Source organism: Caballeronia sp. LP006 (assembly GCF_031450995.1).
In the GTDB taxonomy this organism is placed as follows: domain Bacteria; phylum Pseudomonadota; class Gammaproteobacteria; order Burkholderiales; family Burkholderiaceae; genus Caballeronia.
Window position 1 is genome coordinate 1,171,231 of the sequence record NZ_JARTVW010000005.1, and the last position, 19,159, is coordinate 1,190,389.

Below are 19,159 nucleotides of genomic sequence, written 5' to 3' on the forward strand. Positions count from 1 at the left end.
AATGCCCGTTGCCGGGCGCATCGATCAACCCGTATTACGCAGGCCCGCCGCAATCCCGTTGATCGTCAAATGAATCCCGCGCCGCAGCCGTACGTTCTGATCGCCCGCGCGATGCCGCTTGAGCAGTTCCACCTGCAAGTGATTGAGCGGATCGAGATACGGAAAACGGTTCTTGATCGAGCGCGCGAGCAGCGGATTGTCAGCGAGGCGCTCGCCCTTGCCGGTGATTTCCGCGAGCACGTTGCCGGTCCGCTCGTGCTCCGCGACGATGCGATCGAACACGCGCTTCCTGAGCTTCTTGTCCGCGACGAGCTGCGCATAACGCGACGCCACCGCGAGATCGGTCTTCGCGAGCACCATATCCATGTTCGAAAGCAGATTCGTGAAGAACGGCCACGTCTTGTGCATCTTGCGCAAGGTGCCGAGGCGCTTCGCGCGTTCCGCGTCCGAGTCGGCCGAATCGAGATAAGCCGTCACCGCGCTGCCGAAGCCGAACCAGCCCGTCAGCAGCAGGCGGCATTGGCCCCACGAAAAGCCCCACGGAATGGCGCGCAAATCTTCGATCTTGCGTTGCTTCGGGTCCTGCAGCTTGCGCGATGCCGGCCGGCTGCCGATGTTCAGTTCGGCAATCTCGGCGATCGGCGTCGAGGCGAAGAAGTAATCGGTAAAGCCGGGAGTTTCGTACACGAGCGCGCGGTACGCGGCCATCGCGGAATCGGAGAGCGTTTGCATCGTCGCTTCGAATAGCGGCAATTGCGCGGGCGCGTTCTCGTGCGGCAGAAGCGATGCCTCGAGCGTCGCCGCCACCACCGTTTCCAGATTGCGCCGCCCGATTTCCGGATTGCCGAACTTGCTCGAAATGACTTCGCCTTGCTCGGTGAGACGGATTTGCCCATCGACCGTGCCGGGCGGCTGCGACAGAATCGCCTGATAGGTCGGGCCGCCGCCGCGTCCCACCGTGCCGCCCCGGCCGTGGAACAGACGCAAGGTCGTGCCGCGTTGCTTGAACAGCGCGACGAGCGCCAGTTCCGCGCGATACAGCTCCCAGTTGGACGTCAAGAAGCCGCCGTCCTTGTTGCTGTCCGAATAGCCGAGCATGACCTCCTGCTCGTTGCCCTGATTTTCGATGAGCGCGTCGATGCCCGGCAGCTTGAAGAACTCGCCCATGATGACCGGCGCATTGCGCAAGTCGGCGATGGTCTCGAAGAGCGGAATCACCATCACGCCATCGCGCGCGGGATTGTCCTTGCTGCCGAGGCAACCGTGCAGCACGCCGGTTTCCTTCTGCAGCAACATGACTTCGAGCAAGTCGCTCACAGTCTCCGTGTGCGAGATGATGTAGTTGCGCACCGCGCGCTTGCCGAACTTCTCGCGCGTCATGCGTGCGCCTTCGAGCACGCCGAGTTCGCTCTTCGCGAGATCGGAGTAATCGGCATAAGGAAGACGCAGCGGACGCGGCTGCGCAAGTTCCCTGAGCAACACGGCGCGCTTGTCTTCCTCGGAAAGCGCCGCATAGTCCGCTTCGACGCCCGCGCGCGAAAGCAACTCCGCGATCACCGCTTCGTGGATATCCGAGCTCTGCCGCAAGTCGATGCTCGCCAGATGAAAGCCGAACACTTCCGAAGCGCGCGTAAGCGGCGCGAGCCGCAGCAGCGCAAGCGAGCCGCCATGATGTTGCGCGAGCGAGTCGATCAGCACATGAAGATCGCGCGTGAACTCCGAGCTATCGCCATAAGGCGTCGCGCGAATTGGCGCCGCGCCGCGTCCCGCGCTGCGCACCGCGACCACGCCTTCACCCAGCCGCACGCGCGCGCTCGCCGCGATCCGCGTATAGATGCCGATCAGCGCGCGCCTATATGGTTCGTCCGTGCGATGCGGCGACTGGTCCGGCGAGGCTTCCGCGAGCGCCTGCAAGGCTTCGCTCGATCCGGCGAGCAGATTCGACACGGACAACTCCGCGCCGAGCTTGTGCACCTGTTCCAGATAGTGTTCGAAGATGACCGTTGCTTGCCGCGTGATGGCGTTTTCCAGCGTGGCGGCGGTGACGTTCGGATTGCCGTCGCGGTCGCCGCCAATCCAGCTTCCCATCTGGAAGAACGGCGGCAGCCGCGCGGGCAGGCCGTGTTCAGCGAGCGCTTCCTCGATATCGGCGTAAAGCGCGGGAATTTCCTCCAGAAAAGTCGCGCGATAGTACGAAAGCGCGTTCTCGATTTCATCGGCGACCGAAAGGCGCGACTCGCGCAGCATGCGCGTTTGCCAGAGCGAGGTCACGCGCGCCCGCAGGACGGCTTCGTTGTGCGCACGTTCGCGCGCTGTCAGTTCTTGATCGCGTTCGGCAAGCAGGCGCGCGATGTCGTGTTGCGCATCGAGAATGCTCTTTCGCGACACTTCCGTCGGATGCGCGGTGAGCACGGGCACGATGAGCGCGGCATCGAAGAACTTTTCCAGCACCTTGCGCGTCTTGCTGACGTTGGACTGCTCGCGCATGCGCTCGATGGCGTAGGCGATGGTGCCCGGCTGCGAAGTCGAACCGGCGAGCGCGTGAATCCGCCGCCGCCGATTGTGATGCCGGTCTTCCGCGATATTCGCCAGATGCGAGAAATAGCTGAACGCGCGCACCACGCTGACCGTCTGTTCCGGCGATAAAGCACGCAGACGCTTTTCCAGCGCTTGCGACGCTTCGTTGTCGTCCTCGCGGCGAAATTTGACGGCGGTCTGACGAATGGCTTCGACGAGTTCGAAGACGGCGTCGCCTTCCTGTTCGCGCAGCACGTCGCCGAGCAGGCGGCCAAGATAGCGGATGTCTTCGAAGAGCGGACGGTCCTTGTCGTCGCGCGTGCGGCTGGTCGGCTTCGGCCGTTCGGCGCCATTGATGGCCGTTTTGACGCTCGCCTTCTTGGGAACCGGCGCGGCCTTTGGAGCCACGCTCGCCTTCGATGCCTTCACGGCAGTGGCCGCTTTCGTCGTGCGAATGATTGGCGTCGCTGACGTTGGCATCGCTGACGATGAGGCGCCGGTTGCATGGGCCGCGCTCGATGCGTCGGCGGAAGAGTCAGGCGATAGAGCGTTGCGGCGCGCGGGGCGGGCCGATCCGGAAGTCGTCACGTCGGGTTCTCCTCAGAAGCTGCGCAGTCAGGGTAACGCGACGAAATCACCGACGAAACGAGTTCTGCACAGCCGCGCGAGGTGCGGCGCGAAGCTGCCGCAACCGCGCCGCAGCCGCTTTGCCTTCCGCTGCCGGAACGCGTGCTGAACGCTTCGAAAGGCGCGCGGACTAAGGCTCTGGCGCGCCGCGTGTCTTCAGGTCGACCCTGGCCTGCGTGCTACCATTGTTAGCTAATGTCTATTTATCCATCCCGTCATTCGATCGAGCTTCAATGAATTCCGAGACGCATTCAACGACACCGCCCGCGAGCCTCACAATCGTTTCGCGGGAAAGCCGGCTGGCGATGTGGCAAGCCGAGCACGTGCAGTGTGCGCTGCACAAATTATATCCATCTTGCGACGTCAAAATTCTCGGAATGACGACGCGCGGCGATCAGATTCTCGATCGCACGTTATCGAAGGTCGGCGGCAAGGGTTTGTTCGTCAAGGAACTGGAAGCCGCGCTCGCCGACGGCCGCGCCGATCTCGCGGTTCATTCGCTCAAAGACGTGCCGATGCAACTCCCCGAAGGCTTCGCACTCAGCGCGATTCTCGAACGTGAAGATCCACGCGATGCCTTAGTCTCTTCGCACTTCGATTCGCTCGCTGCGTTGCCGGCGGGCAGCGTGGTCGGAACCTCGAGCCTGCGCCGCGAAGCCATGATCCGCGCGCGCTATCCGCATCTCGAAGTGCGGCCGCTGCGCGGCAATCTCGACACGCGCCTTGGCAAGCTGGATCGCGGCGAATACGCGGCCATCATTCTCGCGGCGGCCGGTCTGATACGGCTTGGTCTCGAAGGACGCATCCGCGCGTATCTGGATGAAACCGACAGTCTGCCGGCGGCGGGGCAGGGTGCGCTCGGCATCGAGATTCGTGCGGATCGCGCCGATCTCGTCGCGTGGCTCGCGCCCTTGCATCACGAAGCGACCGCGCTTGCCGTCGAAGCGGAGCGCGCCGTGTCGCGTGCGCTTGGTGGCAGCTGTGAAGTGCCGTTGGCCGCTTACGCGCATTGGGAGAACGATTCGCTGTACTTGCGCGGCGCGGTCTCGACGCCGGATGGCACGCGCGTCTTGAACGCGGAAGAACGCATCGCCACGCCCGATCTTGCCGCCGCGCTCGAACTGGGTTTGCGCGTATCGGCGGATCTCGAAGCGCAGGGCGCCATGGAGATCGTCAACGCGCTGACCACCATCAGCCACCCGGACGGGCCGAACCGAAGCCCCGGCAACGACGCGGCCAATCCCGACCTGATCCCGCCTTCGACGGCGGGCAAGCACTGATGGCGAGCGAGCGTCGCGCCACCATCGTCGTCACGCGGCCTGCGGGACAATCGGCTGCGCTCATCGCGCTTCTCGCCGATGCCGGTTTCGAGACGCTCGAGTTTCCGCTCATCGACATCGCGCCCGTCGCCGACGACGCTCCTTTGCGCGCGGCCCTCGACGAACTCTACGGGCCGCAACGTTACGCGCTCGTGGTTTTCGTCTCGCCGAATGCGATCGATCATGCGTTCAGCCGTCTTTTCGCGCCGTGGCCTGTGGATGTGCCGGTGGCCGTCGTGGGTCCGGGCAGCGTCGCTGCGCTGGCGCGGCAAGGCGTGAGCGCGCCGGCGTATCGCGTGATCAGTCCGTCGGCGGAAGAAGCCGATCCGCGTTTTGATTCCGAAGCGCTCTACACGGCAATCGAAGCCACGCTCGGCGAGAACGGTCTGGAAGGCAAGCGCGTGCTGATCGTGCGTGGCGATGGCGGGCGCGAGTGGCTCGCCGAGCGCCTCACCGAAGCGGGCGCGCAAGTGGAGAAGGTGGCGGCGTATCGCCGCGTGCTGCCCGAACCGTCCATGCACAAGTGGGAGCGCATCCACACGCTGCTCGCGGGCAATCCGCACGCGTGGCTGCTGACGAGTTCCGAAGGCGTGCGCAATCTCGACGAACTCGCGCGCGAACATCTCACCGCCGACGAGATCACGCGGCTGCGGCACGCGCAGGTGATCTGCCCGCATCCGCGTATCGAGCAGGCCGCGCGGCAAGCGGGTTTTGATAGGATGACGGTGTCCGGCGCCGGCGACGAGCGCATCGTGCAGGCAGTCGATGCGCTTTACCCGCGCAAATCGGCTGGAATTCAGGCTGAACCTCACACTAATCAAGCACGTGAAACGCACGCGAAGCCCGCACCGGCGGATGCATCGCCGGACACGCAACCGGCCGCCGCGCCGGCCCACCAAACGGCTCAATCACGCATGACTGATTCGAACGATTCCAACAAAGCTTCACCTCAGCCCAACGTGCCACCGCCTCCGCCCAATACGCCTTTCACGCCCTACGAGCAGCAGAAGCGGCGCGGCGGCGCGGGCACGGTGTTGTTGTGGTTCGTCATCGTTATCCTCGCGATCGCTGCGGGCGCGGGTGGCTATGCGCTCAACCGCAAGTTCGAACGCAATAACCAGGCGCTCGCCCAGCGCGTCGAAGAAGCCAACGCGCAAGACGCGCAACTGCGCGCCAAGGCCGACGAAGCCGCGAGTTCGACCGCCGCGCTCAATACGCAAGTCATTCAGTTGCAGGGCAAGCTCAATGACGCCGAGGCGCACAGCCAGGCGTTGCAGCAGCAGTATCAGGACCTCGCGAGCAATCGCGACGACTGGACGGTTGCCGAAGTCGAGCAGATTCTGTCGAGCGCAAGCCAGCAATTGCAATTGACCGGCAACGTGCAACTTGCGCTCTTCGCGCTGCAAAGCGCCGACACGCGGTTGGCCGCCACGAACGGTCCGCAGGTCGTGGCGATCCGCAAGGCCGTCGCGCAGGACATGGACAAGCTCAAGGCCACGCCGACCACCGACCTCACGGGTCTCGCGATCAAGCTAGATACGGCGATCGACCGCATCGACAGCTTGCCGCTGTCCGGCGAAGCGCCGATCGATCCGGCGCGCGCTCGCGCGTCAGAACCGGGTGACAGCGCGTCGATTGCTGCGGCGACCGGCGTGCCGCGCTGGAAGGTGCTGTGGTATCAGATCACGAGCGGCATCGGGCAGCAGTTGTCGAGTCTCGTGTCGGTGCGGCGTATCGACAATGCGGACGCCATGCTCACGTCGCCGGATCAGGGTTACTTCGTGCGCCAGAACGTGAAGCTGCGTCTGTTGTCCGCGCGTCTTTCGCTGCTTTCGCGCAGTGAGCCTACGCTCAAGTCCGACCTGAAAGCCGCCGATGCCGCGCTTGCCCGCTACTTCGATCCCTCGTCGAAAGCGGTTCAGGCCGTGCGCGATCTCGTGAAGCAGGTCGATCAGGCGTCGATGGCCGTCGCCGTGCCGAACCTGGACGCGAGCCTCGCCGCCGTGCACCAGTTCAAGCGAGGCGGATGATGACGATTCGTGGACTCATCTGGATTGCGCTGTTGTTCGTCGTTGCGGCGATCATCGCGACGGTCGGCGGCTTCAATGGCGGGCAGATTCTGCTCGTGCTGCCGCCATATCGCATCGACATGTCGCTCAATCTGTTTGTCGTGGCGCTGGTCGTGCTGTTTCTCGCGCTCTATGCGCTGATCCGCGCGATCCGTGGCGTGTGGAAGATGCCGTCGCGCGTGGCGGCGTATCGCACGCGCAGCAAGCTTGCGAAGGCGAACGCGTCCTTGCGCGATGCGATCGGCCATCTGTACGCGGGCCGCTTCTCGAAGGCCGAGAAAGCCGCGCGCGATGCGTTGAGTGTCGAGGACAACAAGGGCGCGGCGGGCTTGATCGGCGCGAACGCGGCGCATCGGCTGCATGAATACGCGCGTCGCGACGAGTGGCTCGCGCAAGTCGGCGGCGCGGACTGGCAGGACGCGCGCCTGATGGCCACCGCCGACATGCGCGCCGATGGCCGCGACGCGGACGGCGCGCTCGTCGCGCTGACCGAGATCCAGGCGCAGGGCGGGCGGCGCATCCATGCGCAGCAGATCGCGTTGCGCGCCCAGCAGCAGTTGAAGAACTGGGGCGAAGTGCTGAAGCTCGTGCGCATGCTGGAAAAGCGCGAGGCGCTGCATCCCGCAGTCGCCGTGCGGCTGCGGCAAGTCGCGGCGGAAAACCTGCTGCGCGATCGCCGGCATAATCCGGATGCGCTGCTCGAACTGTGGCAATTATTGTCGCCGGTGGAGCGTCAGTCGCCGCGTCTCGCCGATCTCGCCGCCGAATTGCTGATCGCGCTGGATCGTCGGGCGGAAGCGAAGAAGATTATCGAAGACGCACTCGCCGTGAACTGGGATGCGCGGTTGTTGCGCCGTTATCCGGATTGCATCGTCGGGGGCGACGCCTTGCCGCTCATTCAGCGCGCCGAAGCCTGGCAAAAGGAACGCACCGAAGACGCCGACCTTCTTTTCACGCTCGGTCGTCTGTGCCTGCATCAGCAATTGTGGGGCAAGGCGCAGGCGTTTCTCGAATCGGCGCTGAAGTTGGCGGAAGACGAGCCGTTGCGTATTCGGACGCATCGCGCGCTGGCGCGTCTGCACGAGCAACTCGGCGATACCGAAAAGGCCGCGGAGCATTATCGCGCAAGCGCGCTGGCAATGAACGTGGTGTGACGCTTTCGTTTCGGCACAAAAAAGCCGCATGCGCTTCAAACGCATGCGGCTTTTTCGTTGGCTGGCCTGAACGCTCGGATTCAGGCTCGGTTCAATACGTTGGCACCGAAGGATCGACCTGACGCGACCACGCGTCGATGCCGCCGTACAGATTGAACACGTTCGTGAAGCCGCGCGACTCCAGAAACATGCCGACTTGCGCGCTGCGCGCACCGTGGTGGCAAATGCAGACGATCTGCGCGTCGTCGTCGAGTTCTTCGCTACGCGCGGGGATGTCGCGCATGGGAATCGACACGATCTTGTCGAGCTTCGCGGTCTGCACTTCCCACGGCTCGCGCACGTCGAGCAAAACGGGAGCGGGGCGCGAGGTGTCGGCAAGCCACGCGGCGAGTTCGGGTGCGGTCAGATTTTGCATGGAATCGAGTAAGGACGATGGCGACAGCCGGGCGGCGCCCGGCCCGAACGCACAGAATCAGAACCTGAATAGCGAAGGATGCACCGCGTTTTGCAGCGGCGCGACGAGCGTTTCGAAAACATCGGACACGCGGAATTGCTTTTCGTCGACCCGCGTGATGATCTGCGCCTTCATGACCGGCGCCGTGCCGACGAAAGCGGCGATACGCCCGCCCACTTTCAACTGTTCGAGCAATTCCTGCGGCATGACCGGCATGCCGCCCGAAACGCAGATCACGTCATAAGGCGCGCCGTCGGCCAAGCCCCGCGCGCCGTCGCCGTGAACCACATGCGCGTTCGACACACCGTTCGCCGCGAGATTCTGCTTCGCGAACTCGGCGAGTTCCGGCGAGATTTCAACCGTGGTCACGCTGCGGCCGCGATGCGCGAGGAGCGCCGCCATATAGCCCGAGCCCGCGCCGATTTCCAGCACCGTCTCACCCTTGTAAATGGCCAGTTCTTGCAGAACCCGCGCCTCGACCTTTGGCGACAGCATGCGCTCGCCGCCGGGAAGCGGAATTTCGAGGTCCGCGAAAGCGATATTGCGGTACGCGGCGGGAACGAAGTTCTCGCGCTTGATGAGCGACAGCAGATTCAGAATCTCCTGGTCCAGTACTTCCCAAGGACGAATCTGCTGCTCGATCATGTTGAAACGCGCTTGCTCGATGTTCATGTTCGTTGTGCGTCGTTGTGCGTCGTTCTGCAAGAAGGGTAGCCGCGAAGGCCGCCGGGTCAGACTTTCAGGCAGCTTCAGGCGGGTTTGAAAACTGTGCGATTGTAGCAAATAGACGGGTTTTCCCGCCCGTTCGTGCGCAGCCAGTGCGGCTCGGCCCATGCAGTTCGACTAATGCGGCAGTCGGATATCGAATTTGAAGGTGACGAGCCGCGCGACCAGAATGAAAGCCGTAGACAGCAGCACGTTGTAGATCGTGTCCACCTGAAGCTGTTCGAGCCCGATATACATCCAGCAGCCCGCGAACGCGCAGACTGCATACGGCCGCGAATCGCGCAGGATCAGCGGAATCTCGTTGCACAGCACGTCGCGCATGATGCCGCCGAACACGCCGGTGGTCACGCCCATCATCGTCGCGGTGAAAACGGGCATTTGCGCATCGAGCGCGATGGAAGTGCCCGAGACGCTGAAGAGTCCGAGGCCGATCGCATCGGTGATGAGGAGCGCGCGCTGATCGAACAGACGCGTCGTCACGCGTAGAAAGAAGGGCGCGAAAATCGCCATCGCGAAGATGACGAACACGTATTCCTGATGCTCGACCCAATAAAACGGCCGGCGTGACAGCAGCACGTCGCGTACGGTGCCGCCGCCGAAAGCCGTGGCGAGGGCGACGAGAAAGGCGCCGACGGCGTCGAGCCGGCGCTTGCGCGCCTCGATGAGACCGGAGAACGCATACGCGAAAATCGCGAACGCCTCCATGATGGAAATGGCGAGAGTCAGCCTGGGATGCACGTTCTAACCCGCTTTGCGGTTCTTGTCTTGTGGATGTTGATGATGTCGCGGCGCGCTCGCCGGTTGCAGCAGCACGAGCACGGCGCCCGCGCCGCCATCGTGCGGACGCGCCTGACAGAACGCAATCACTTCGACCTTCTGCACGAGCCACGCGCGCACCTTGCCCTTGAGCACCGGCTCGCGGCCGACGGACCCGAGCCCCTTGCCGTGAATCACGCGCAGACAGCGCAGCCCGCGCTTCACGGCTTCGCGGATGAACTCCGCAAGCGCCTCGCGCGCTTCCTCGCGGCGCATGCCGTGCAGATCGAGTTGCGCCTGAACGATCCACGCGCCGCGCCGCAACTTCCTCACGACCTCCTGACTGATGCCCGGACGACAGTAGGAAAGCGTCTCGTCGATATCGAGCAGGCTTTCCGGGTCGTATTCGTCGGAGAGCGCTTCCTGCAGGACCGCTTCCTCGTCGCGCCAGCTTTGCAGCGGAAGCGGTGGCGGCGGCACGCGGGCGATAGCGATGCGCGGCGGCGTCTTCAATGGCTCGATTTCGCCGATGGCGCGGCGAAACTCATCGGCCTCGGCCAACGTTTCGCGTTCCGCACGCACGGCCGCGACGCGTTCGGCGTCGCGCTTCTCCGCCTGCGCCTTCAACGCGCTTTTCAGCGATCCGAGTCCGGCGAGCCCTTCGCGTTTCACCGCTTCGGCGACATCGACGGGTTTCGCTTCGACAGGCGCGCTGACTTGCGGCGTGGCGGCGCGCCGCAGTTTCGGTTCGTTCGGATGAGGTTGGTTTTTCGGCATCGTTCGGCCAACGGATAAGCGCGGGACGGTCAAACGCAGCGCGCCGATTGTGCCACGCGCGGCGCCATGCACCTGCACGCAACGGCGCTCGCGAAAATAAAAACGGGCCGGCGGCGCGAACCGTGGCCCGTTCTTCAGTCTGGTTCAACCCTCGATGCGGCTGAACTCAGTGAGCAGTACGCTGCGCGCCGGCAACCATTCTAACGGTCCGACGCGCGCGCAGTCGCTCAACGATCCTTTTCGTGGCTCATCGAGTGCGGCGTGGGCGTTTCGTCGATGGTTTCCAGATAACGTTGCGCATCCAGCGCCGCCATACAACCGGTTCCGGCGCTCGTGATTGCCTGACGATACACGTGATCCTGCACGTCGCCCGCCGCGAACACGCCGGGGATGCTGGTGGACGTTGCGTCGCCCGTCGTGCCGCCCTTCGTGATGATGTAGCCGTTCTTCATTTCGAGCTGGTTGGTGAAGAGATCGGTGTTCGGCTTGTGACCGATTGCCACGAACACGCCTTGCAGCTTGACGTCGGTGGTGTCGCCGGTTTCGGTGCTCTTCACGCGCAGGCCGGTCACGCCGGTCGCGTCTCCGAGCACTTCGTCGAGCACGTGGTTCCATTTGATATCGACAACGCCTTCCTTTTCCTTCGCCAGCAAGCGGTCGATGAGAATGGGCTCGGCGCGGAACTTGTCGCGACGATGGATCACCGTGACCTTCTTCGCGATGCCCGCAAGGTAAATGGCTTCCTCGACCGCCGTATTGCCGCCGCCGATCACCGCCACTTCGCCGTTGCGATAGAAGAAGCCGTCGCAGGTAGCGCACGCCGACACGCCCTTGCCCATGAACGCTTCTTCGGAAGGATCGCCGAGATATTGCGCCGATGCGCCCGTCGCGATGATGAGCGAGTCGCACGTGTACTCGCCCGAGTCGCCGATCAACCGCAGCGGACGCTCGTTGAGCTTCGCCGTATGGATGTGATCGAAGACGATCTCGGTGTTGAAGTTGCGCGCGTGTTCTTCGAGGCGCTGCATGAGTTCCGGACCCTGCACGCCCGTGGGATCGCCCGGCCAGTTTTCGACGTCGGTGGTGGTCATCAACTGACCGCCCTGAGCTAAGCCGGTGATGAGCAGCGGCGACAGATTCGCGCGCGCGGCGTAGACGGCGGCCGAATAGCCGGCGGGGCCGGAACCGAGAATCAGCACTTTGGCGTGTTTGGTCGATGACATGGCGTTTGGTCCGTTATTGATGGCCGTCGGGTTGTGGCGCGGCAACTTCGACGCCCGGCGCAAAAAGCGGCTCATGACCGCGACGCGCCATTGCAGCCCCGACGAACTCTAGTTGGGTGCAAGGGATCAATTATAAAGGCCGTTGCAAAAGCCTTCCGAGTGAACCTTTCAATCGGATTGATAGCCGAGCGTCGCAGGAATCACGAAAAAATCGTTGCTTAATCGTGGCTTAAACCACGACGGTTTGCGTGTGACGAGTGTTACAGGTTGCAAGCACGGACGCCTTTTTGCGCCGTTCACCGCAATGCAGCGTTTACAATAGGCCACCTTATATGCGGCACTTTATAAGCCGCGACAAGCGACTCCGAATCAATGGCCAAAGCATCCTATTCCGCGAGCCCGCAGGCGCTGCCGCACCGCATGTCGCGGCTCTTCACCGAGATTCGCTGGATTCTCCAGGTTGCGCTCGGACTGTTTCTCGTCATGGCGCTCCTTTCCTATAGCCGGAAAGACCCGAGCTGGATGCACGCCATCAGCGTGGATCACATTTCGAACTGGGCTGGGCGCGTCGGCGCCAACACGTCCGATATTCTGCTGCTCGCGTTCGGGCTCTCGTCGTACTGGTTTGTCGTGCTGCTCGGGAGGCGGATCGTCGCGAATTACCGGCGCATCACGCAACCCGCGCTCGCCGACGACGACACCCCGCGCGATCGCACCTGGCTCGCCGAGGCATTCGCGTTCGTGCTCGTGCTGCTCGCAAGCGATGGCATCGAGGCGTTGCGCATGTGGTCGCTCAAGGTGCCGCTGCCGCGCGCGCCGGGCGGTGTGGTCGGCGACATGGTCGCGCGCCATGTTTCCCATGCGCTTGGCTTCACGGGGGCGACGCTCTTTCTGCTGATCGCGCTGGCCATCGGCTTGTCGCTCTATTTCCGCTTCTCGTGGTTGTCCGTGTGCGAAAAAGTCGGCGACGGCATTCTCACCGCGATCACCGGCGCGCAACTCCGGCGCGAAGCGGGCCGCGACCGCAAGCTCGGCGAGGAAGCGGCGACCAAGCGCGAAGGCAAGGTCGTGCGCTCGCGCGTGAAGCAGGAAGATCACGAGCCGGTCGTGATCGTGCCGCCGGTCGCCACGCCGCCGCGTTCCGAGCGCGCGGAAAAAGAAAAGCAGGTGCCGCTCTTCAAGGACCTGCCGGGCGATTCCACCTTGCCGCCGCTCGCGTTGCTCGACGCGCCGCCGAAAACCCAGGAAACCATTGCTGCCGACACGCTGGAATACACCTCGCGTCTCATCGAAAAGAAGCTGAAGGACTTCGGCGTGGAAGTGAGCGTGGTCGCGGCGTATCCGGGGCCGGTTGTGACGCGTTACGAGATCGAACCGGCCACGGGCGTGAAGGGCAGCCAGATCGTCGGGCTCGCGAAGGATCTGGCGCGCTCGTTGTCGCTCGTGTCCATCCGCGTCGTCGAAACCATTCCGGGCAAGAATTTCATGGCGCTCGAATTGCCGAACCAGCGCCGCCAGACCGTGAAGCTCTCCGAGATTCTCGGCTCCGAGGTCTACGCAGCCGCCGCCTCGCCGCTAACAATGGGCCTTGGCAAGGACATCGGCGGCAATCCGGTCTGCGCCGATCTTGCCAAGATGCCGCACTTGCTGGTCGCGGGCACCACGGGTTCGGGCAAGTCCGTCGGCATCAACGCGATGATTCTTTCGCTGCTCTACAAGGCAAGCGCGGATCAGGTGCGGCTCATCCTCATCGACCCGAAGATGCTTGAAATGAGCGTCTACGAAGGCATTCCGCATCTGCTGTGTCCGGTCGTCACCGACATGCGGCAGGCGGGTCACGCGCTCAACTGGGCGGTCGCGGAAATGGAGCGGCGCTACAAGCTCATGAGCAAGATGGGCGTGCGCAATCTCGCGAGCTTCAACAGCAAGATCGACGAAGCGAAGAAGCGCGACGAAACCATTCCGAACCCGTTCAGCCTCACGCCGGACGAACCCGAGCCGCTCGCGCGTCTGCCGCATATCGTCGTGGTCATCGACGAACTGGCCGATCTGATGATGGTCGTCGGCAAGAAGGTCGAGGAGTTGATCGCGCGGATCGCGCAGAAGGCGCGCGCGGCGGGCATCCATCTGATTCTCGCGACGCAGCGGCCGTCCGTCGATGTCATCACGGGCCTCATCAAGGCGAACGTGCCGACGCGCATGGCGTTCCAGGTGTCGTCGAAGATCGATTCGCGCACGATTCTCGATCAGCAGGGCGCGGAATCGTTGCTCGGCATGGGCGACATGCTTTATCTGCCGCCAGGCTCGGGTCTGCCGGTGCGCGTGCATGGCGCGTTCGTGTCGGATGAAGAAGTGCATCGCGTGGTCGACAAGCTCAAGGAGCACGGCGAGCCGAACTATATCGAAGGCATTCTCGAAGGCGGACTGGCCGGCGAGGGTGAAGAAGGCGCGCCCGGCGCAGGCGGCGCGACCGATGGCGAGTCCGACCCGCTTTACGATCAGGCGGTGGAAGTGGTCATCAAGAACAAGCGCGCTTCGATCTCGCTCGTGCAGCGGCATCTGCGCATTGGCTATAACCGGGCGGCGCGGCTGCTCGAACAGATGGAGAACTCCGGGCTCGTTTCGTCGATGTCGTCGAACGGCAACCGCGAGATTCTGACGCCGGCGCGCGATTCCGATTGAGCGCCGACGTGTTTTGAATGGAGAACAAAAGCATGAAGCAACACACGGGGAAGAAGGTATTCGGCGCGGCGCTGCTGTCCGCGTCGATGCTGTTTGCATCGCACGCGTACGCGAGTGGCACGGAGCAGCTGAAGGCCTTCGTTTCGCAAGTCCACGCGGCACGCGGCGAATTCACGCAACAGGAAGTCAAGGCGCCAGGCAAGGTCAATAACGGCGCAAGCTCCACGACTACGCCGACCAAGGGCGTGACCTCCAGCGGCACATTCATGTTCGCGCGGCCGGGCAAGTTCATCTGGTCGTATGAAAAGCCGTACTCGCAGGTTTTGCAGGCGGACGGCGACAAGCTCTACGTCTATGACAAGGACTTGAACCAGGTCACCGTTCGCACGCTTGGCGGCGCGCTTGGCGCAAGCCCCGCCGCCATCCTTTTCGGCAGCAACGACCTCGACAAGAACTTCACCTCGCGCGATGCGGGCGAGAAGGGCGGCATCGACTGGCTGGAACTCACGCCTAGAGCGAAGGACACGCAGTTCGAACGCGTGGGCATCGGCTTCAAGGACGGCAATCTGCAAGCCATGGAACTGCACGACGTGTTCGGCAACGTCACGCTTCTTACGTTCTCGAACATTCAGAAGAACCCGCCGATCAAGAGCGATACCTTCAAGTTCAACGTGCCGAAGGGCGCGGACGTGATCAACGGGTAAGGTTTGGGCGCCCGGCTTATTGATAGTCGGTGACGACCGTCACGAGCGCTGTCGATGGCGCTGACATGGACAGCACGCCGCCTGTCGCGCCGACGTGAAACGTGCCATCGCTGCCGCGTGCGGTCTGACGTCCGGCGCCATCGGCGAAGCGCGCGTACACGCTGCCGGCAATGGCGACGCGTGCGTTCGGCGCGTCGGTTGGCGGCGGCGTGAAGTGCACCGAGACCGTCTGGTCGCTCGCATGGTTCGTCGCCGAAAAAGTTGCGGACGTTGCCGCCGTCGATGTCGATACGCCAAACGGCGGCGCCACCAGCGCGCCCCGGAATGTGATCGTGCCACCGGGCATCGTGTACACCGGGGTGGATACCGCATAGGCGCTCATCACGGCGAGCGCCGCTGCCAATCCAACCCGGCGTGTTTCTCTCAGCTTTGCTTGGTCCATCTTTTCCCCCGTTGAAAAGTCCGTGTTTCGCGTGACGTGATTAAGCACATCCGATCATTCGGCTTATTTTTGAGATAGCGCGATTAGTTTGGATATTAGGAGAAATCGTGTCGGTCGAGTGATTGGCTTTCGCTAATTGCTCGCGGAAATCGATGCTTGTCGAATAAGCATGCGTACTGCTTATTTAGCTGCGTCTAAGCAGTGTGAGCGGCGGTCATGTCCTCGATGAATGCATCGACGATATCGTTCTTCGCATTGCGCGAGCCGCGTCCGCGCTCGGCGCGCACGACCATGTGAAACGCCACGCGATAACGCATGAACTCGGGATTCAACGCGGCGAGCAAGCCGTCTTTCACATAAGGCGCGGCGAAATGCTCCGGCAGATAACCGAGATGCCGCCCGGATAACACGAGCATGGCGACGGCTTCCATGTTGTCCGCGACCGCGCCGATAGTGCGCGGCGTGAGCGCGCCTGCTTCGGGCAGCGGATAGCTTCGCCACGCCCACGCATGCTCGGCGGCATCGTCCGGACTCACATTGCCCGCGTGTACAAAAAGCGGATGCTCTCGCGCGCAGTACGCGAACTGATCTTCGGCAAAGATCTGCGTGTATTCGAGCGACGGCACGCGATGCCAAAAGTAGCCGATCGCCATCTGAATGCGGCCGGCAAGCAGCATTTCCTCGAGTTCGCCTGGCGAGCGGACGAGCACGGATAGGCGCACCGATTCGTCGCGCTGCCGGAAGCGCGCGATCGCCTCGCTGATGCGCGCATTCGCGCTCACCGGCGTGTTGCCGATCATCCCGAGCGTCAGCGTGCCGACGAGTTTTCGGCCGACATGGCGCGCGGTGGAATCGAACGTTTCGACAGCGGCGAGCAACGCTCTGCATGCATCGACGAATTGCTCGCCGCGCGAAGTGAGTGCGAAACCGCCGCGTCCGCGCTCGCAAAGCCGGTAGCCGAGGCGCGTTTCGAGCGTCGCGAGTTGCGTGCTGATGGTCGACTGGCCAACATTGAGCGTGGCCTGCGCGGAGGAAACGCCGCCTGCATCGACGATGGCGAGAAACACGCGTATGAGCCGCAAATCCAGGTCGGAAAGATGAGTGAACACGCGCGCCGCCTATACATCGATTGGGATCGATGTGAAGTTGTTTTCGTCGCCATTTTAGCTTGAGTCAAAAGCGGGTACTAATACGCCATCTTTGGCTGAACGGAAACATTTGACACCATGAATACGTTTTCGCTCTTTACACCTGCCGAACACTTCGACGCCGAACGTCCGCAACCGCTTTCCGGCAATCAGATGCCGCGCTGCGGCGGCATCACCACGATGATGCGTCTGCCGAACGTACCGACGGCCGCCGGTCTCGACGTGTGTTTCGTCGGCGTGCCGTTCGACCTCGGTACGTCGAATCGCACGGGCGCGCGTTTTGGCCCGCGCCAGGTGCGCAGCGAATCGGTGCTGCTGCGCCCGTACAACATGGCGACGCGCGCCGCGCCGTTCGACTCGCTGCGAGTGGCCGATATCGGCGATGTCGCGATCAATCCGTACAACCTGCTGGATTCGATCGACCGCATCGAGCGCGCATATGGCGAGATCCTCGCGCACGATTGCAAGCCGATCACGCTTGGCGGCGATCACACCATCGCGTTGCCGATTCTGCGGGCGATCCACGCGAAGCACGGCAAGGTCGGGCTCATTCACATCGACGCTCACGCCGACGTCAACGACACCATGTTCGGCGAGAAGATCGCGCACGGCACGCCGTTTCGCCGCGCGGTGGAAGAGGGCTTGCTCGATTGCGGGCGCGTCGTGCAGATCGGCCTGCGCGGCACAGGCTACGAGGCGAGCGATTTCGACTGGTGCCGCGAACAGGGCTTTCGCGTCGTGCAGACGGAGGAGTGCTGGAACAAGTCGCTCGCGCCGCTGATGGCCGAAGTGCGCGAACAGATGGGCGACGGGCCGGTATATATCACCTTCGACATCGATGGCATCGATCCGGCGTTTGCGCCCGGAACCGGCACGCCGGAAATCGCGGGTCTGACGGTGCCGCAGGCACTGGAGATCGTGCGCGGCGCGTGGGGCTTGAATATCGTCGGGGCGGATTTGGTGGAGGTTGCGCCGCCGTACGATCCGTTCGGGACCACGGCGCTGCTCGGGGCGAATCTTGCGTTCGAATTGTTGTGCGTGTTTCCGGGCGTCGAGCGGCGCGCGTGAATCGGGCGAGACGTTACGAAGCCAACGCCGCCCGCCGCGTTGAAACCAGCAGCAAGTAGCAGACGGCGCCCAACGCAAGCGATGGCAATGTCGCGCCTAGATTCGGCAGCCACTGGTTGATCGCGTGATAGGCCGCGATTCCGATCGCCCACGCGACAAAGGCGCTCACGTGCCAGCCGCCCGAATAGCCATAGCGGCCGACGGACTGGCCGAGCGCGGCGAGATCGACGCGGCGTTTTCTCACGATGAAGTGATCGGCCAGCACCACGCCGAAGAGCGGCGCGAACACCGAACCGATCAGCAGCAGGAAGTTCTGATACTTGCCCATGGCAACGGCGAGCGCGACCAGCGTGCAGAGCGCGCCGAACGCGGCGGAAAGCACGGGTACGCTCACGCGCGCCCAGAACGTGCCCGTCGAGACGGCGGCGGAGTGGATATCGGCGAAGGCGTTGTCGATTTCATCGATGAGAATCAGGAGCAGCGCAATGCCGCCACCCGCTTGCGCGAGCGCGATGGTGAGGAGCGCATCGCCGCCGCCCGCGGCCAGCCCGTACACCGCGCCGAGCGCGTAGAACCACAGGTTCGCGATGCCGTAGCCGAGCAGCGTGCCACGAAACGAGCCGCCCGCGCTGCGAGAAAAGCGCGTGTAATCGGCAATCAGCGGCAGCCACGAAAGCGGCATGGCAACGACTAGATCGATCCCCGCGCCGAACGCCAACTCACCGGTGCCAGGACGTGCCAGCAGCGCGGCCAGATCCTGCTTGGCCAGCAGATTCCACGTGAGCCAGCCCGCGCCCGCGAGCAAAAGCCAGATGCCCCAGGTACGCAGAAAGCGCCGCACGAAGGACAGCGGACCGCTCACCGCGAGTAGCGTGGCGAGCACGCCGAAGATCACGGTCCAAACGAGCGGCATCGACAGATTGAAAGATTGTTTGGCGAGCGCGTCCGCGGAATCGCGCATGACGATGATTTCGAACGAGCCCCAGCCGACCAGTTGAACGGCGTTGAGCACGGCAGGCACCGACGCGCCGCGCACACCGAGCGTCGGGCGCAGCGAGGACATGGCGGCGAGCCCCGTGTCCGCGCCGACCACGCCCGCGAGCGCGAGCAGCACCACGCCGATCACCGTGCCGATGACGATTGCCACGAGTGCGTGCGCCAGCGACAGACCCGGCACGAGCAGCGCGCCCGCCTGCGCGACTAGCAGGCCGATGCCGAGCGAGAACCACAGCGCGAAGGCGTCGCTGGTGCCGAAGGCGCGCCGTTCGGGCGGCACGGGAATGAGCGGGGCGTAAGTCGACGTGTCCTCTTGCTGCATCGGATTTGATCCTTATCTTGTCTGTTCGCGGTTTGTCCGAAGCCGTCGCTCGCGCGCGAGCATCGGCTGTCATAATGACCCGGATTTTGCGGCCACGCGGAGCAATGCGCTAGCTCTGCCGTTCGGCATAGGCAAAAATGCGTCCGGTGACCCGGCCGTCAGCGCCTCACCTCAC

The 19,159-nt window shown here is 63.5% G+C and carries 15 protein-coding genes; 6 read left to right on the forward strand and 9 right to left on the reverse strand.

The window, feature by feature from the left end; genetic code table 11:
* Positions 1-24: 24 nt before the first annotated feature.
* Positions 25-3,105, reverse strand: a complete 3,081-nt coding sequence (ppc, locus tag P9250_RS22105; RefSeq protein ID WP_310395190.1) for a phosphoenolpyruvate carboxylase — start codon at positions 3,103-3,105, stop codon at positions 25-27.
* 272 nt (positions 3,106-3,377) lie between these two features.
* On the opposite strand from ppc, the gene hemC reads away from it, so the two are divergent.
* Genes hemC through P9250_RS22120 form a run of 3 tightly spaced genes read left to right on the forward strand, consistent with a single transcriptional unit; the run spans position 3,378 to position 7,686 of the window.
* Positions 3,378-4,424 (forward strand): hydroxymethylbilane synthase, encoded by a 1,047-nt coding sequence (gene hemC / locus P9250_RS22110; protein WP_309961274.1) that lies wholly within the window; start codon positions 3,378-3,380, stop codon positions 4,422-4,424.
* Positions 4,424-6,493, forward strand: a complete 2,070-nt coding sequence (gene hemDX, locus P9250_RS22115; protein WP_309841853.1) for a fused uroporphyrinogen-III synthase HemD/membrane protein HemX — start codon at positions 4,424-4,426, stop codon at positions 6,491-6,493. Before hemC ends, hemDX begins: the two co-directional genes overlap by 1 nt.
* Entirely contained in the window at positions 6,493-7,686 is a 1,194-nt protein-coding gene (locus tag P9250_RS22120; RefSeq protein ID WP_310396841.1) for a heme biosynthesis protein HemY, read from the forward strand. The genes hemDX and P9250_RS22120 overlap by 1 nt, the downstream gene beginning before the upstream one ends.
* A 91-nt stretch (positions 7,687-7,777) precedes the next feature.
* Here P9250_RS22120 and P9250_RS22125 read toward each other — a convergent pair whose 3' ends face one another.
* The 5 genes from P9250_RS22125 to trxB all read right to left on the reverse strand — a co-directional run bounded on the left by P9250_RS22125 (position 7,778) and on the right by trxB (position 11,622).
* On the reverse strand, positions 7,778-8,101 hold the full coding sequence (locus P9250_RS22125) for a rhodanese-like domain-containing protein (RefSeq protein WP_244827321.1): 324 nt from the start codon (positions 8,099-8,101) through the stop codon (positions 7,778-7,780).
* Between the two features lie 57 nt (positions 8,102-8,158).
* Complete coding sequence (locus P9250_RS22130; protein WP_310395192.1) at positions 8,159-8,812, reverse strand: protein-L-isoaspartate O-methyltransferase; 654 nt, start codon at positions 8,810-8,812, stop codon at positions 8,159-8,161.
* A gap of 171 nt (positions 8,813-8,983) precedes the next feature.
* Positions 8,984-9,604, reverse strand: a complete 621-nt coding sequence (locus P9250_RS22135; protein ID WP_244827323.1) for a trimeric intracellular cation channel family protein — start codon at positions 9,602-9,604, stop codon at positions 8,984-8,986.
* Between the two features lie 3 nt (positions 9,605-9,607).
* On the reverse strand, positions 9,608-10,399 hold the full coding sequence (locus P9250_RS22140; protein WP_310395195.1) for a Smr/MutS family protein: 792 nt from the start codon (positions 10,397-10,399) through the stop codon (positions 9,608-9,610).
* A gap of 227 nt (positions 10,400-10,626) precedes the next feature.
* Positions 10,627-11,622, reverse strand: coding sequence for a thioredoxin-disulfide reductase (gene trxB, locus P9250_RS22145; RefSeq protein WP_250463652.1), 996 nt, complete (start codon positions 11,620-11,622; stop codon positions 10,627-10,629).
* 372 nt (positions 11,623-11,994) lie between these two features.
* Here trxB and P9250_RS22150 point away from each other — a divergent pair, with 372 nt between their 5' ends.
* Positions 11,995-14,304 carry a DNA translocase FtsK gene (locus tag P9250_RS22150; RefSeq protein WP_250463655.1) on the forward strand — a complete coding sequence of 770 codons (2,310 nt, stop codon included), beginning with the start codon at positions 11,995-11,997 and terminating at the stop codon, positions 14,302-14,304.
* 32 nt (positions 14,305-14,336) lie between these two features.
* Complete coding sequence (gene lolA, locus P9250_RS22155) at positions 14,337-15,008, forward strand: outer membrane lipoprotein chaperone LolA (protein ID WP_244827327.1); 672 nt, start codon at positions 14,337-14,339, stop codon at positions 15,006-15,008.
* Between the two features lie 16 nt (positions 15,009-15,024).
* On the opposite strand, the gene P9250_RS22160 is transcribed toward lolA, so the two are convergent.
* Together P9250_RS22160 and P9250_RS22165 are read right to left on the reverse strand one after the other, a co-directional pair.
* On the reverse strand, positions 15,025-15,450 hold the full coding sequence (locus P9250_RS22160) for a hypothetical protein (RefSeq protein WP_310395197.1): 426 nt from the start codon (positions 15,448-15,450) through the stop codon (positions 15,025-15,027).
* A gap of 194 nt (positions 15,451-15,644) precedes the next feature.
* Positions 15,645-16,559: a LysR family transcriptional regulator gene (locus P9250_RS22165; RefSeq protein WP_310395199.1), complete on the reverse strand. Its 915-nt coding sequence runs from the start codon at positions 16,557-16,559 to the stop codon at positions 15,645-15,647.
* 117 nt (positions 16,560-16,676) lie between these two features.
* Here P9250_RS22165 and speB point away from each other — a divergent pair, with 117 nt between their 5' ends.
* Positions 16,677-17,666 carry an agmatinase gene (gene speB, locus P9250_RS22170; protein ID WP_310395201.1) on the forward strand — a complete coding sequence of 330 codons (990 nt, stop codon included), beginning with the start codon at positions 16,677-16,679 and terminating at the stop codon, positions 17,664-17,666.
* Between the two features lie 13 nt (positions 17,667-17,679).
* On the opposite strand, the gene cytX is transcribed toward speB, so the two are convergent.
* Positions 17,680-18,984 carry a putative hydroxymethylpyrimidine transporter CytX gene (gene cytX / locus P9250_RS22175; protein WP_310395203.1) on the reverse strand — a complete coding sequence of 435 codons (1,305 nt, stop codon included), beginning with the start codon at positions 18,982-18,984 and terminating at the stop codon, positions 17,680-17,682.
* Positions 18,985-19,159 lie beyond the last annotated feature (175 nt).

Bases quoted from the DNA above. Each gene is read 5' to 3' on its own strand.
- speB (WP_310395201.1), top strand. From the start codon at position 16,677: ATGAATACGTTTTCGCTCTTTACACCTGCCGAACACTTCGACGCCGAA.
- P9250_RS22160 (WP_310395197.1), bottom strand. From the start codon at position 15,450: ATGGACCAAGCAAAGCTGAGAGAAACACGCCGGGTTGGATTGGCAGCG.
- hemDX (WP_309841853.1), top strand. From the start codon at position 4,424: ATGGCGAGCGAGCGTCGCGCCACCATCGTCGTCACGCGGCCTGCGGGA.
- P9250_RS22130 (WP_310395192.1), bottom strand. From the start codon at position 8,812: ATGAACATCGAGCAAGCGCGTTTCAACATGATCGAGCAGCAGATTCGT.
- P9250_RS22140 (WP_310395195.1), bottom strand. From the start codon at position 10,399: ATGCCGAAAAACCAACCTCATCCGAACGAACCGAAACTGCGGCGCGCC.
- trxB (WP_250463652.1), bottom strand. From the start codon at position 11,622: ATGTCATCGACCAAACACGCCAAAGTGCTGATTCTCGGTTCCGGCCCC.
- P9250_RS22120 (WP_310396841.1), top strand. From the start codon at position 6,493: ATGACGATTCGTGGACTCATCTGGATTGCGCTGTTGTTCGTCGTTGCG.
- hemC (WP_309961274.1), top strand. From the start codon at position 3,378: ATGAATTCCGAGACGCATTCAACGACACCGCCCGCGAGCCTCACAATC.
- lolA (WP_244827327.1), top strand. From the start codon at position 14,337: ATGAAGCAACACACGGGGAAGAAGGTATTCGGCGCGGCGCTGCTGTCC.
- cytX (WP_310395203.1), bottom strand. From the start codon at position 18,984: ATGCAGCAAGAGGACACGTCGACTTACGCCCCGCTCATTCCCGTGCCG.
- P9250_RS22150 (WP_250463655.1), top strand. From the start codon at position 11,995: ATGGCCAAAGCATCCTATTCCGCGAGCCCGCAGGCGCTGCCGCACCGC.
- P9250_RS22125 (WP_244827321.1), bottom strand. From the start codon at position 8,101: ATGCAAAATCTGACCGCACCCGAACTCGCCGCGTGGCTTGCCGACACC.